A 14,022-nucleotide genomic window follows, 5' to 3' on the forward strand; every position below is an offset into this window, starting at 1 on the left:
AAATAAATTAAGTGTCAGAATTCGAGAATCTGACACTTTTTTTGAACCACTCTTTTTAATTAGTCATACTTTAATTTTATTAGGTGATGGTTCACTTAATAAAATTTACATATACTTTATTTTAATGTTAATGTTGTGGTACGTATTAGTTTCAAATTCATTATGGAGGCTTTTTAAAATGATGGAGAATAATGAGAGGCACAATTCGAAAATACCAAGTCCAATACATACTTCAGATTTTTGGCGCGCTAAAATCTCCGTTGTAAGCTTATACTTATTTTTAGCGTTATTGTATTTATCGTTTATGTTCGACATCGAACGTTCATTTTTTTCTCCATTTACTATTGGTAGTATTCTATTAAGCATAGTTATAGGGTGCAGAATGGTAGTGTCTCCATTTAATATAGACAAAGTAAAGGTCGAAGTAAGTGACCCTAAAATTTATCGACGCATACTTAAATTGAAATTCAAAAAAAGAGTTTTCTTTTTATTCATTGCGTTATTTTATATGTATCTGGTGAATACAATTGTAGCACCACTTCTCGCAGGTAATCCGCTAAAATTTTACGATTTCAATTTCTTGATTACCTGTATCCCCACTATCTTAATTGTGTTATTAACAGCTAATAAAGATTCTAGAGTAACACTGAACACTGAAGGGACTGACGATAATGAAAAATGATAAATTATTGCAACTCATTCCCAACTTTCACCTTTCGAATTCAGAGCAAAAGTATCAATTATTACATGTGTATGCTATATGTTTAAAATGGCTACTTACTGGTATTTTCATTATTTCTGCAATAGATATTATTGTTGAAATATTTCTCGATCATGTCCCAATTTTAGGTATATTCGGTATGATTTTATTTATCATTTTAATCATAATCCTAACGTTTAACCTCAAAAAACAAAAAAGAAGGTGAAATCCAATAATTAACCTTGGTTTTCACCTTCTTATCTTACTAACATATTATTTATCTACATTATCACTGTAACTCAAATCCCAACCGATATCATATTTATCAATTAATTTTGCATATTTAGCGCCCCAGAACATATCGTCCAATTCCATTTGAACTTCACCATCAGTTTTCAAGTGTTCATATACTTCTTTTATAGCCGTTTCACTATCAAATTCTAATACAATATAAACATTACGGTCCTGAAGCATTGTGTTATCTTCTTTGGGAATATCTGAAAGCATAAATATTTGTCCATCCACTTCTAACTGACTATGAATGATACGTTCCGGATCTTCTGCAACTGTTTCATTTGCTTCGCCATAAGTCATGATTCCTTTAATTTTTCCACCTAAAACCTCACTATAAAAATTCAAAGCTTCTCGACATGTACCGTTAAAAAATAGATAGGGTGATACAGTTTTTAACATCGTGACACTCCTTTATTTAATTAATATCACTCTTAGACTTCCCTACTTCAGACACATGTAGTCTTATTATTTAAAAATCAATACACACCGAAGTCTTAAATATTAATTACTAGTTCAAAGATTTAAATAAAAATGAAACTTTAGACTTCCTTATAAGAACTTTTCTATATAAAAGGCGGATTCTTCAATAGACTTATATTCCGTGTTAATCACTGTTGCATTTAGTTTTTCGAATATAACCTCAGCATAGCTTAATTCTTCTTTAATTCGCTCAATACTATTATAATTTGTAGGTCCATGTAAGCCTAAGACTTTCACACGTTCATTTCGTATATTCAAAATATAGTTGGGACTGGCCGTTAAACCAAATACTTTTAATTTTTTCAGCTTAAACACTTCATCTGGAATATCTACTTCAGGCACTAATGGAATATTGGCAATCTTATACCCTTTGTTTGCCAAGTACATACTCAACGGGGTTTTAGACGTTCTTGAAACACCTACTATAAGTGCATCTGCTTCACCGATATCTGTAAAATGTTTACCGTCATCATATTTCACAGAGTATTCCATGGCCTCTATACGCTTAAAGTAATGCTCGTCTAGTTTACGTAAAGCACCACTTTCCAGTATGGGGTCACAGTTAGTACGATTTTGAATGATACCAATTAAATCCGACATATAATCTATATATGGAATATCAGCTTCCTGTGCAAATTTCTGTCCCACTATATTGAATTCTGGGTTAACCAATGTCGTCACAACAACTGCATTACGAGATTGTGCAATTTTCAATATTTGTATCAATTCATCCTTACTTTTTATAAAAGGGAACTTTTTCATTTCGATTTGTGTGATATCTGGAAATTGCGTTAACGTCGCATGAATCATGCGTTGTGCCGTCTCACCCAATGAGTCTGAGATGATGAAGAGCTTTAGTTGTGGATCCATTGAATCATTTAGCATATTTGTAATCGACCTCCACTTCACACTGTGCTGTTGAAAGTAATGCTCCCGGCACTCTAAAAGGTGAGCACGACACATAATCAATATTAAGTTGATTGAAATATTGTATTGATTTATGGTCACCACCAAGTTCACCACAAACACCAATTTTAATTTCAGGATTAGTTGCTTTTGCATACTCAGTAGCTATCTTGATAAGACTACCTACACCTTCCAAATCTATCGTTTGGAATGGATCTTTCTCTAATATTCCTTTTTCCGCATATTCCCCTATAAATTTTCCAGCGTCATCGCGGGAGAATCCAAATGTAAGCTGTGTTAAGTCATTTGTACCAAAACTCATAAAATCACATTCTTTTGCTAAATCACCAGCAATTAAACATGCTCTAGGTGTCTCAATCATAGTTCCAATCATATAGTCTATTGTTTCGCCCGCTTCTTGTTGTATTTTATCTATACGTTCTTTGATTTTCACTTTTAGTATCGTAAATTCAGCAACCGTTGAGACTAAAGGAATCATTATTTCAGGACGACACGCAACGCCTTGAGCTTTCATACGCAGTGCACTTTCAATAATAGCTTCAGCCTGCATTAGATAAAGCTCAGGATATGTGATTGCTAGCCTACACCCTCTGTGACCAAGCATAGGATTTACTTCATTTAAACTTTCAATTAATTGTTCTAGCTCACTAACCGGTACATCTAGCTGATTAGCTACAGCTTGTTTCTCATCCTGTGAATTTGGTAAAAATTCATGTAACGGTGGGTCTAATAAGCGTATAATTGTTGATCGTTCACCAGAGAGTTCTAGTATTTTTTCAAAATCAGCAACCTGGTATGTCTTAATTTTGTTTAATGCAGTTATTCGTTGATCTTGCGTATCTGATAAGATAAATCTTCGCATCTCGATCAGTCGTTCAGGTGCAAAAAACATGTGCTCTGTACGTACAAGACCAATACCTTTTGCGCCAAATTGATATCCAGCTTGAATATCTGGAACCGTTTCAGCATTCATGCGCACATCTAATCTCGCTTTGGATGCTGACAACTTCATAAACGTTTCGAAGGCCTCACTTTTCTCTGCCTCTATCGTTGCTATTTCACCTTTATATAAATCACCCTTCGCTCCGTCTACGGATACAATATCTCCTTCGTATAACGTTCCACCTGGATAGTTTACAATTTTATCTGTTACGTTAATTTCAATGTTAGAGCATCCTGTCACGCAACATTTACCCATACCACGTGCCACTACAGCTGCGTGTGATGTCATGCCTCCATGTGTTGTTACAATAGCTTCACTCGCAATCATCCCTTCAATATCTTCTGGGGACGTCTCAGGTCGCATTAAAATGACTTTATTTCCTTTTTCCGACTCAAACTTTGCATTTTCAGCTGAGAAAACAATCTTCCCACTCGTTGCACCAGGACTCGCCGGCAATCCCATATCAGAAACCAAAACTGCTTGTTTTAAAGCACTCTCATCAAAATTAGAATGTAATAGTTGATCAATAGACTTAATATCGACACGTTGAAGTGCTTCTTCTTCTGTTATAATACCTTCTTCAACAAAATCAACAGCGATTTGTATAGCCGCTCGTGCTGTACGTTTACCACTACGTGTTTGTAAAATGTACAATTTTCCATTTTCAATCGTAAACTCAATATCTTGCATGTCCTTGTAGTGCATTTCAAGTTGCTGTGATACCTCTACAAATTGTTGATACACAGTAGGCATCTGACCTTTGAGCGTATCAATGTCTTTTGGTGTACGTATTCCTGCTACAACATCTTCACCTTGTGCGTTCAACAAATACTCTCCAAACAACTGTGCTTCACCAGTCACAGGATTACGTGTAAATGCTACACCCGTACCACTCTCTTCTCCACTATTACCAAATACCATTTCTTGAATATTGACAGCTGTTCCAATATCATGTGGAATTTCATTTAACTCACGATATACACGCGCACGCTCATTATCCCAAGATTTAAAAACGGCTTCAATCGCTTCCGTCAATTGTTTAACAGGGTCCTGTGGAAATGGTTTGTACACTTCTTCTAGATAAATAGCTTTATAATATTCACAAATATCTTTTAAACCTTCAGCAGGAATATCTGCATCATTTTGATAACCTTTTTGTTTTTTATATTGGTTAAAATATGTATCAAATGAGGCCATAGGAATGTCGTACACTACTTCTCCAAACATTTGCAACAATCTGCGATAGCAATCAAAAGCAAATCGTGCATCATTCGTTTTAACTGCTAATTTTTTTACATTGTCGTCATTTAAACCCAAATTTAAAATTGTATCCATCATACCCGGCATTGAAATTTTTGCACCACTACGCACAGAAACAAGTAATAACTCCGTGTCCGAAGAAAATGCTTTTTGAGTTCTATAAGAAAACGCTTCCAATTCTGTGTATAATTGCTTCATTAATGTATCTGAAAGTTTTGCACCTTGTTTCAAATATTCAATACATGCTTCGGTAGTTATTGTGAATCCATCCGGTACTGGTAAGGCTAACCGCTTCATTTCTGCCAAATTTGCACCTTTACCACCTAATAATTCTTTCATTGATTTTTGTCCTTCATCAAAAGCATAAATATATTTTGTCATACTCGATCACCTCAAATAATTATTATGTCATACTATTTTTAATAGAGTATGTCACATTAATACAGAAATGACAACTAAAATATTGAAATTAAATCGCATATATTTATTTTTTTGTCTATTTTTATAGAAATACTTCATCTTTAGTACAAAAAAGACCTCTAATAACAAAGTACATTGTTATTGAGGCCTTCTTTCAAATTAATACCAGTTTTTACTACCTTCATTCCCACCATATTGTATGATATTGCTAAATAAATATTTTAAGAGAGTTCGCATATCAATATCACTCTTACTGTTTTATTTTAGACGTACACAATTTTTGGAAATCATTCTATTTCAAAAAGCTTTTGTTTAAACTGGTTAAATTTTAGTGGTTGTATAAGTAGGTGAAATAGATAGAGAAGTAGTGAGTTACTTAACAGAGTGTTAGATGTTAATGGGAGGTAGCAACGTACTAAAAATAGCACTTAAGTAGGATTTTCATGATAAATCTTTTTAATTTTACGACACAATATAGTGCTTTGAAATTAAATAAGTCATTTAAATGACCATTTCTGATAGATAGTTGTATTTGCATATTTTTGTGATTTGAAATTAATCATAATACCTATACATATTGTTCACTTCCATTCATTTCAAAGTGCATCACTGATACGATATCCAATGATACGAGCTATTACTTATTAACTCAATTATGGCACCATTTCAGACATGAAAATTCAGATTGAGGACAAAACGTTTTGCATCTACGAAGATTATTATTTCATATTTTATAGAATTATTTAGTAATAACTTAAATTTATTATATTATTCATCGTGTAATTTGTAAAGTGAATATTAGCAATTCACTATATTTTAGCTTCCTTACTTTATGTTGTTTATAAATTATATTGCCCAAACCTTTACTTTATCTTGGTTTTTAATACTACAATTTATTGCATCTATAGCTTTGTTAAAATTTCAATAAAGGCTACAATAAAGACAAATAATTTTAAGATTTATAACAAGGAGGATACTTAAATGAAGATTATTTTAGCTCCTGACTCATTCAAAGGAAGTATGTCCGCTACAGAAATCGCTACTTATATGTCACAAAGTATTTCCGAAATTTATCCGCAAGCTGATGTACATGCGTTGCCTGTTGGGGATGGTGGCGAAGGTACAATGGAGTCTTTAGTCAATGCTACTAACGGAACATTTCATTCAGTTAATGTTACAGGTCCACTTGGAAATCAAGTCAGTGCACAGTATGGTGTTTTAAATGATGGCAAAACATGCGTCATAGAGATGGCCGAAGCTTCTGGGTTAAAACATATACCAGAAAACTGTTTGAATGCTATGGATACCACTACTTTTGGAACCGGTGAATTAATTCTTAATGCATTAGATAAAGGCTTTCGAAATTTCATCATTGCACTTGGTGGATCTGCAACAAATGATGGAGATTCCGGTATGCTTCAAGCGCTTGGAGTAAAACTTTTAGACAATCAACAACAAGAAATTAATTTCGGAGGTGCTGCATTACAAAATCTTAAAGTAATTGACTTAACCTATTTCGATCAACGTATTAAACATTGCAAATTCACTATTGCTTCAGATGTTCAAAACCCACTTATTGGTCCTAATGGCGCTTCTCATGTATTTGGTAAACAAAAAGGCGCTTCAATGGCACAAATAAATCAACTTGATAGTAACTTAGAACATTGGGCAAATTTAGTTGCTGCTGAAACTAATATTCGTATTCATAATTCACCTGGTGCTGTTGCTGCTGGCGGGTTAGGTGCTGCTTTCAAGGCATTCTTCCCTAACCATTTTGAAGAAGGCATTCAAGTGGTCATTGACTACACAAATTTAGAGCAACATTTAAAAGATGCTGATTTAATTATTACTGGAGAAGGTAAAATAGATTTTCAGACATTTTATGGAAAAACACCTCTAGGCATTGCAAAGTGTGCAAGAAAGTTTAATGTGCCCATCATTTTTATCGGTGGTACTGTTGATATAGATATTGAGCGATTGTCAGATTTAGGTGTCATTAGCGCTTTTAGTTTAACTGATAGACCGCTATCACTAGCTGACACAATTCAAAATTCAGAACAACTTATCAAAAAAGTCACTAAAAATATCATTAAAACATTTTTTCATAATGCAAAATTTTGATAAACTCTTTCCATTTTCAGCGCTAAAACACTTGTATGTTTAACTTAAATGACAACGAGGTGATAAAAAATCAACTTTATACACATTGACTTTCATCACCTCACTTTTTTATTTATACGATGGTCCGGCTTTTATATTTGCACTTTCTAAAGCTTGTGTTAATACTCCCATAACATTGATACTATGTTCTAATTGTTGTTTAGCCAAATCAAAATTTTCATCGTTAATCATTTGGGCAATTTTCACAAATTCCTCGTGCATGCGATGGTTATGGGGATTGACTTGGTATACTTGTGTGCCGCCATTATTATATTTCAATTCAAATACCTTCAGCTCATTGGTCGGACCTTTAATATTTATACTTGCAGCGTCCCCTTGAATATATGATTGATTATCAGAATTTGAATCTTTAGCACCAACACAGACTACCTTCATATCTTTATAATTCATTTGTAAAATACCTGATGTATCAATTTCATTTTCAATATTCGCTGAGTATGTTATAGCATCTGGCAGTCCAAACAAACCCACGGCTAAATGTATGTTATAGACATTAATATCCATTAGCGCACCGCCACCTTTAGCAGGGTCGAATGCTGGCTGAATCACACCGTTTTTAAAATCATCATAACGTGACGAATATTGAGAATAATTAAATTGAGCAATTTTACAATTCCCTAATTCAGTAATAGATTGCTTTAGGACTTCATAGTTGCTTAGATAAATATTTGTGATTGCTTCGACAATCATAACATTGTGTGACTCAGACAACGCTTTTAATTCGAGCAGTTCATCTTTTGTTAACGTAAACGGCTTTTCGCATATTACATGTTTATGCTGTTTAATTGCTTTTTTCGCATAGTCAAAATGTAAATGATTAGGAACAGCTAGATAAATTACTTCAATGCTAGCATCTTGTAAAAACAACTCATAATCTTCATATATCGTTTTAATATTGAACTGTTTTTGTAATTGTTCTACATTTTCTGGATTTCTCCCCGATGATACAATACTTTGAATTGTAAAATCTGATATTTGCTCTATTACTGGCAGCGCTTCTTTCACAATTTTCCCTGCACCTACGATTCCAATATTCATACCTTTTCTCCCTTTATATTCATTTTATGGTTAGCTCTACTTTTATGTTTTATGAACGTTGCAAATGTATCAAATTATCTGCTTTGTCCGTGAATATACCGTCAACACCCCAATTTGCCAATTGATTCGCACATAATTGATTATTTACTGTCCATACATTCAACGAATAACCTGCATTTTTTATTTCTTTTACACGCTCTTGTGTGAGTTTAGTATCTTCAATATTCACGATATTTGAATTACAGAAATTTAATAACGTTCTCCAATCTTCACCAAATCCACTTGCCTTAAAAATTAATGCTCTTTGATACTGAGGCATGATATTTTCAGCTAATTTTATTAAGTAAATATTAAAACTAGAAATTAATGCTTCTATCTGAGAGTCTAATGATTTTAATATTTCTGATACTTGAGTAACCATACTTTCTGATAATACGCTACCATTCGGTCCACTAACACCCTTTAACTCAATATTTAAATTAATTTTTGTGTTGTTAGCTAAATCTATAATCTCCTTTAAAGTAGGCAAAAGTTCCGCTTCATATTCATTACCAAACCAACTACCTGCCGATGCGTGTTTTATTTCATTGTAATTTAGCTGGGACACTTCACCAACTATGTCTGTTGTACGGTCTAGGTAGTCATCGTGAATAATCACTAATTGTTCATCTCTTGTTATTGCAACATCCAATTCAATCCATTTTAAATCTGATACAGATACCGCTTTTTTAAATGAAGCAAGTGTATTTTCAGGAGCTTTACTCGGCAATCCTCTATGTCCATAAATAGTAAACATCAAACCATCCTCTTCAACTAATGTTACAGTAATTATGATATTAATTTATTTATTTTTCAAATTATATATTAAGTACAGATAATCTACCTATATTTCAAAATGTTTTTACGATACAAATAAAATACACCCTACAAGTTAAAATGTTGCCTTTACTTGTAGAGTGTATTTAAAATGGTTGTGATTTCCGAATTATTGCAACTGATTTAACGCATCTTTGATATCATGATCGCCAGATTGTATGAAAATAGACGCTCTTTGAAGTGAATTTATGTCTAAAGCTTGTACTAAAGTTGTTGCAACATCTTCACGTGCTATCGTATAACTATTCGGATGATTATTAAGTTCCACTGTAACGTCAATTTTTCCGCTACCAATATCATTATTTAATGGACCCGGATGAATTAATGTATATGCTAACGTACTATTTTTTATATAATAATCCGATAAATTTTTAGCTACTGCATAGGGTTTCATATTTTCTGTTTCACTGTCTGGATCAAGACTATCTGTAGCAGTTAAGTGAATAAAACGCTTAACCTTGGATTGCTCAGCATAATCGACAGCCTTTTTTGCACCCCATAAATCAACGAGCATTGTTTTATCTGCACCTGTCGCACCACCGGAACCCGCTGCAAATATCACCCCGTCAATATCTTTGAATGCATGAGAAAAGTCTTTTTCTAAATCTCCAAGTACTATTTTATCCGCACCAAGTGCTTTCAATTCATTGATTTGTTCTTCTCTACGTACCATAGCAACAGAAGTATGTTCCGTTTCATTAAGTTTCTGAATCACTTTCTTACCCGTATTTCCATTTGCACCAATCACTAAAATATTCATAATTAAAACCTCCTTAGGAAATAGCTATTACTTTTTATATGCACATGCATATATTAACGCTTAATTACTTCTCAAGTCAATGAATAAAACTTCGCTTATGTTTTATCAATATTTCACATAAATTCTATACATTTTTATATTATGCGTTTCATGCTACCATTAAGTTATTATATTAAGTGAGGTGAGATGCAATGCAAAATTTTAATAGTGTTTATGTAAAAAAAGGTACAAAATCTTATTCAAAAATTATCATTGCACTATTCATAGCTGGTTTCACTATCTTTTCAATTTTGTATAGTGTTCAACCACTAATACCTCATTTTACGAAATCATTTAACGTCAATGAAACCATAGCAAGTTTAGCATTATCTGCTTCAACCATTTCATTAGCTATTGCAATGTTATTTTTCGGAGCAATATCAGAAGTAGTTGGACGTAAACCTATTATGGTTTTCTCTGTTATTTCTGTATCCCTCTTAGCGTTATTACAACCATTCATCCTAGATTTCAACACATTTTTAATAGTTAGACTGATTCAAGGCATATGTTTAGCGGGCCTACCCTCAATCGCCATGGCTTACATTGGAGAAGAAATCTCACCACGTCATTTACCAGAAGCTATGGGTATCTATATCAGTGGAAATGCATTTGGTGGCGCTTTTGGCAGAATATTCACCGGTTACATTTCTAGTATTTATGGTTATCAAATAGGTTTGATTTCCATTGCCATTTTAAGTGTAATAGCTACCATTATTTTCATATTTTTATTACCACCGTCCCAACATTTTGAAAAACAAAATTTGTCTATAAAGTCTTTATTAACAAGTTACCTTGCCCATTTAAAAAATATAAAATTATTAAAACCGTTTATGATAGGTTTTTTACTTTTAGGTTGTAATATAGCAGCATTTAACTATATTGGATTTGCACTTGCTGAAGAACCATACAATTTGCACGCTTCCGTTATTAGTTTCGTTTATTTATTATTTTTAATTGGCATGATCTCATCAATATTAAATGCTAAATTGCGTTTAGCACTTGGTACATTAAATGCTTTAAAATTTTGCATTTTGACACTTATTTTTGGAATTTGGATTACGCTCATACCTCTATTACCTTTTAAAATAATTGGTTTGGCATTTAGTGTTTATGCATTCTTTAGTGGTCATGCTATTGCAAGTTCTGTAGTAACAACTCGGGCAGAAGATCATAAAGCGCAAGCATCAAGTCTTTATTTGTTATTTTATTATATTGGATCCTCTGTTGGTGGGACATTAGCTGGTATTTTCTACAGCTTCATTCAATGGCCGGGCGTTGTAATAATGATTACTGGATTTATGGCCATTGCTTTCATTATTTCATTAACAATTAAACAAAATAAAAAGCACTGATTCTAATCAGTTCTTTTCTTCGTTCTTAAACTTTTCAAAACTATAAAGACTACTAAGTAAGCCAATAGCAAGAATAATCGCAGCGAAAATCAAAGCAGCATCATAGTTGCCTTCATTACCTATTAATAGACCTGAAACCGCAGGAGCAATCATCTGTCCTAAACTGTAGATCACTGTTAATGATGCTACCAAATTGAGACTACTATTGTGTTGAAACATGAGTGCTTGTGCCTTAGACATATACAATGTCGTTAATCCTAAAAACGTAGCGCCAAATAATAACGAACTAATCACCAGGCCTGGTATGTTTTCTAAGAATACTGGCATTATCACACCAATAATTTGTAAAACAAAAGCAAGATATATTGCTTTTGCATGACCCAATTTGCCTGCCATCATTGACCATAACACTGCTGAAGGAATAGCACCTAAACCTACAAACATCCAACTTAAAGCAGCGTAATCTGCTAAATCAGGTATCGCTTTTACTATAGCAACTAAGAAAGTGCCCGTAATAATGTATCCTGCACCTTCACAAAAATAAGAAATTGAAAAAACAAACACAAATCGCTTATTTAACTTTTCACCATTTTCATGTTGTTTCATTTCTTTATTTTGTGACTCTTCTTTATTTGGATTATTATCCTTCAAACCAATAATAGCAAAAACCCCTAATAGCAATGAACTTATTCCTAAAATCATCCAAGTCATTTCCCAAGAGTTTTTATCGGTATATAAGTAAATAAAAATACTGCTTAAAAAGATACCCACGCCAATACCACTATATAATAATCCAGAAATACGATTTTTATTAGCAATTCTTAATGCTTCAAGTGTAACATTCGATGCTAGTACGAACACTGCGCCACTAGTTATACCTGAGATGAGTCTTAGTATAATCCAAACTAAATAGTCATTAAAAATCCCCATAAAAATTGTAGAAACAATATTAATAATTAAGTATATTTTTAGATCAGTAGCTTTAGTAAGAATAATAAACCAGATTGGAATAATTGCACCAATTAAATATCCTAAATAATTCATTGTTGCCAAAATACCCGCACTTTGATCATTCATATCGCTACTTTGTTGCATAAAAGGCATTATCGGTGTATATGCAAAACGTCCTATTGCCATAACAATGAACAAACAAATCATACCTAAAGCCAATTGCTTATAAGCCTTTTGCATATAACTTCACGCCTTTCTTAACCTTTTTTTATACTCTTTTAAAATTATTTTACACACCTATTATAACTTGACTTTAAAGTAAATATGACTGCTTTATAGTATTTTTTCATTCTATATATTTACTATAGTCTATTGTATCTATGTTATTTGTAACAATTACGTCTGCATGTATTTTATTTGTTAAATATCTACTTACTTCACATACTGCATTTACATCTAAGCTTTCAATTTCATTCATTTCTAAAAAAATATAATCTATTACACCAGTTTTATTATTAGTTTGGATGAGTAATTCTTCAATGTGTGATAATAAAATGCTTTTATAATCCTTAGATGGAATTGCCACAACTCTAGAATTAATTGGCTCTTTATTCTGATTTCTTAAATAAAATAACGTATTACCTCTACTATATTGAATGATAATAAACATAGATATCCCCCAGTTAAAATCCTTCTAATATACTATTTTACACATCATACACAATCGATAAACATTTTTAACTAATCAAGAGCAATTGTTTTAAAGTTAATACAAGTTTATTTTTTTGGGACCTAACATTTAAATTCAAAGTTATCGTTATAATTAAAAAGGCCTTTCATCCAAGAAAGATGAAAGGCCAAATTTTAATTTAATTCTTCAAAATAACTTACTTATCTTCGTCTTCTTTTCTACGACGTTTAGCAAATAATAATATTGCTCCTAACCCTGCAAAGATAGATCCGAACAGTGTACCATTACGGACTTCATCTTCACCAGTTTCTGGTAATTCATTTGCTGAGTTTTGTCTACCACTATCATTTATTTTTTGTGGTTTTGTTGGTTCTTTAACACTATTACTTCCATTATTTGGTTCTTCTCCCGCACTTGGATTTTCTCCTGTACCTGGATTTTCTCCTGTGCCTGGATTTTCTCCTGTACCTGGATTTTCTCCTGTGCCTGGATTTTCTCCTGTACCTGGATTTTCTCCCGTACCTGGATTTTCTCCCGTACCTGGATTTTCTCCTGTACCTGGATTTTCTCCCGTACCTGGATTTTCTCCTGTGCCTGGATTTTCTCCTGTACCTGGATTTTCTCCCGTACCTGGATTTTCTCCTGTACCTGGATTTTCTCCTGTACCTGGATTTTCTCCCGTGCCTGGATTTTCTCCTGTACCTGGATTTTCTCCCGTACCTGGATTTTCTCCTGTACCTGGATTTTCTCCTGAAGTTATTACTGTTGTAACAGTACTTTCAGATACATTTCCATCTTTATCTGTTGCTGTTATAACTAACACTTCTCCACCTTTTAAGTCTACATTCGCTGGGATGTCTATTGTGTAGTTGCCTTCATCATCAGCTGCTCCTGTTGCTGTTGTTCCGTCTGGGAACGTTACTGTTACTGTTGATCCTGGTTCCGCTGTTCCACTGATTGTTGTATCGTCACTTGTTACGTCTTTCACCGTTGGTGCTTCTGGGGCTGTTGTATCTGTAACTGTTGTTGTTGCTTCACCTGACACGTTTCCATCTTTATCTGTTGCTGTTACAACGATATTTTCATCGCCTTTAAGATCAACATTTGTTG

12 protein-coding genes are annotated in these 14,022 nt (G+C 33.2%); 3 read left to right on the forward strand and 9 right to left on the reverse strand.

Going from position 1 to position 14,022, the window contains the following annotated elements:
• Positions 1 to 178 precede the first annotated feature (178 nt).
• Complete coding sequence (locus ACSULM_RS11185; protein WP_436862758.1) at positions 179 to 682, forward strand: hypothetical protein; 504 nt, start codon at positions 179 to 181, stop codon at positions 680 to 682.
• Between the two features lie 291 nt (positions 683 to 973).
• On the opposite strand, the gene ACSULM_RS11190 is transcribed toward ACSULM_RS11185, so the two are convergent.
• From ACSULM_RS11190 to ppdK, 3 genes are all read right to left on the reverse strand, one after another.
• Positions 974 to 1,393: a VOC family protein gene (locus ACSULM_RS11190; protein WP_436862759.1), complete on the reverse strand. Its 420-nt coding sequence runs from the start codon at positions 1,391 to 1,393 to the stop codon at positions 974 to 976.
• Between the two features lie 150 nt (positions 1,394 to 1,543).
• Complete coding sequence (locus tag ACSULM_RS11195) at positions 1,544 to 2,359, reverse strand: pyruvate, water dikinase regulatory protein (RefSeq protein ID WP_436862762.1); 816 nt, start codon at positions 2,357 to 2,359, stop codon at positions 1,544 to 1,546.
• On the reverse strand, positions 2,349 to 4,985 hold the full coding sequence (gene ppdK, locus ACSULM_RS11200; protein WP_436862764.1) for a pyruvate, phosphate dikinase: 2,637 nt from the start codon (positions 4,983 to 4,985) through the stop codon (positions 2,349 to 2,351). Before ppdK ends, ACSULM_RS11195 begins: the two co-directional genes overlap by 11 nt.
• Before the next feature lie 1,020 nt (positions 4,986 to 6,005).
• Between ppdK and ACSULM_RS11205 the strand changes: the two genes are divergently transcribed.
• Positions 6,006 to 7,145 (forward strand): glycerate kinase, encoded by a 1,140-nt coding sequence (locus ACSULM_RS11205; RefSeq protein WP_436862765.1) that lies wholly within the window; start codon positions 6,006 to 6,008, stop codon positions 7,143 to 7,145.
• A 108-nt stretch (positions 7,146 to 7,253) separates the two neighbouring features.
• Here ACSULM_RS11205 and ACSULM_RS11210 read toward each other — a convergent pair whose 3' ends face one another.
• The 3 genes from ACSULM_RS11210 to ACSULM_RS11220 form a co-directional block, all read right to left on the reverse strand.
• Entirely contained in the window at positions 7,254 to 8,243 is a 990-nt protein-coding gene (locus ACSULM_RS11210) for a Gfo/Idh/MocA family protein (protein WP_436862766.1), read from the reverse strand.
• A 49-nt stretch (positions 8,244 to 8,292) separates the two neighbouring features.
• Positions 8,293 to 9,039, reverse strand: a complete 747-nt coding sequence (locus ACSULM_RS11215; protein ID WP_436862767.1) for a glycerophosphodiester phosphodiesterase family protein — start codon at positions 9,037 to 9,039, stop codon at positions 8,293 to 8,295.
• Between the two features lie 189 nt (positions 9,040 to 9,228).
• Entirely contained in the window at positions 9,229 to 9,879 is a 651-nt protein-coding gene (locus tag ACSULM_RS11220) for an SDR family oxidoreductase (protein WP_436862768.1), read from the reverse strand.
• A gap of 191 nt (positions 9,880 to 10,070) precedes the next feature.
• On the opposite strand from ACSULM_RS11220, the gene ACSULM_RS11225 reads away from it, so the two are divergent.
• Positions 10,071 to 11,270 (forward strand): MFS transporter, encoded by a 1,200-nt coding sequence (locus ACSULM_RS11225; protein WP_436862770.1) that lies wholly within the window; start codon positions 10,071 to 10,073, stop codon positions 11,268 to 11,270.
• 6 nt (positions 11,271 to 11,276) lie between these two features.
• On the opposite strand, the gene ACSULM_RS11230 is transcribed toward ACSULM_RS11225, so the two are convergent.
• The 3 genes from ACSULM_RS11230 to ACSULM_RS11240 form a co-directional block, all read right to left on the reverse strand.
• A complete protein-coding gene (locus tag ACSULM_RS11230) occupies positions 11,277 to 12,461 on the reverse strand; it encodes a YbfB/YjiJ family MFS transporter (RefSeq protein WP_436862772.1) in 1,185 nt (394 codons plus the stop codon).
• 106 nt (positions 12,462 to 12,567) lie between these two features.
• Positions 12,568 to 12,891: a hypothetical protein gene (locus ACSULM_RS11235; protein WP_436862773.1), complete on the reverse strand. Its 324-nt coding sequence runs from the start codon at positions 12,889 to 12,891 to the stop codon at positions 12,568 to 12,570.
• Positions 12,892 to 13,108: 217 nt separating this feature from the next.
• Positions 13,109 to 14,022 (reverse strand): Ig-like domain-containing protein (locus ACSULM_RS11240; protein ID WP_436862776.1); only part of this gene is annotated, 914 nt, incomplete at its 5' end.

It is taken from the genome of Staphylococcus caeli (genome assembly GCF_051413795.1).
In the GTDB taxonomy this organism is placed as follows: domain Bacteria; phylum Bacillota; class Bacilli; order Staphylococcales; family Staphylococcaceae; genus Staphylococcus; species Staphylococcus caeli_A.

What these genes read in the sequence shown, in the direction of transcription:
- ACSULM_RS11220 (WP_436862768.1), bottom strand. Translation starts at nt 9,879, where the DNA reads ATGAATATTTTAGTGATTGGTGCAAATGGAAATACGGGTAAGAAAGTG.
- ACSULM_RS11225 (WP_436862770.1), top strand. Translation starts at nt 10,071, where the DNA reads ATGCAAAATTTTAATAGTGTTTATGTAAAAAAAGGTACAAAATCTTAT.
- ACSULM_RS11185 (WP_436862758.1), top strand. Translation starts at nt 179, where the DNA reads ATGATGGAGAATAATGAGAGGCACAATTCGAAAATACCAAGTCCAATA.
- ACSULM_RS11215 (WP_436862767.1), bottom strand. Translation starts at nt 9,039, where the DNA reads ATGTTTACTATTTATGGACATAGAGGATTGCCGAGTAAAGCTCCTGAA.
- ACSULM_RS11195 (WP_436862762.1), bottom strand. Translation starts at nt 2,359, where the DNA reads ATGCTAAATGATTCAATGGATCCACAACTAAAGCTCTTCATCATCTCA.
- ACSULM_RS11210 (WP_436862766.1), bottom strand. Translation starts at nt 8,243, where the DNA reads ATGAATATTGGAATCGTAGGTGCAGGGAAAATTGTGAAAGAAGCGCTG.
- ACSULM_RS11205 (WP_436862765.1), top strand. Translation starts at nt 6,006, where the DNA reads ATGAAGATTATTTTAGCTCCTGACTCATTCAAAGGAAGTATGTCCGCT.
- ppdK (WP_436862764.1), bottom strand. Translation starts at nt 4,985, where the DNA reads ATGACAAAATATATTTATGCTTTTGATGAAGGACAAAAATCAATGAAA.
- ACSULM_RS11190 (WP_436862759.1), bottom strand. Translation starts at nt 1,393, where the DNA reads ATGTTAAAAACTGTATCACCCTATCTATTTTTTAACGGTACATGTCGA.
- ACSULM_RS11230 (WP_436862772.1), bottom strand. Translation starts at nt 12,461, where the DNA reads ATGCAAAAGGCTTATAAGCAATTGGCTTTAGGTATGATTTGTTTGTTC.
- ACSULM_RS11235 (WP_436862773.1), bottom strand. Translation starts at nt 12,891, where the DNA reads ATGTTTATTATCATTCAATATAGTAGAGGTAATACGTTATTTTATTTA.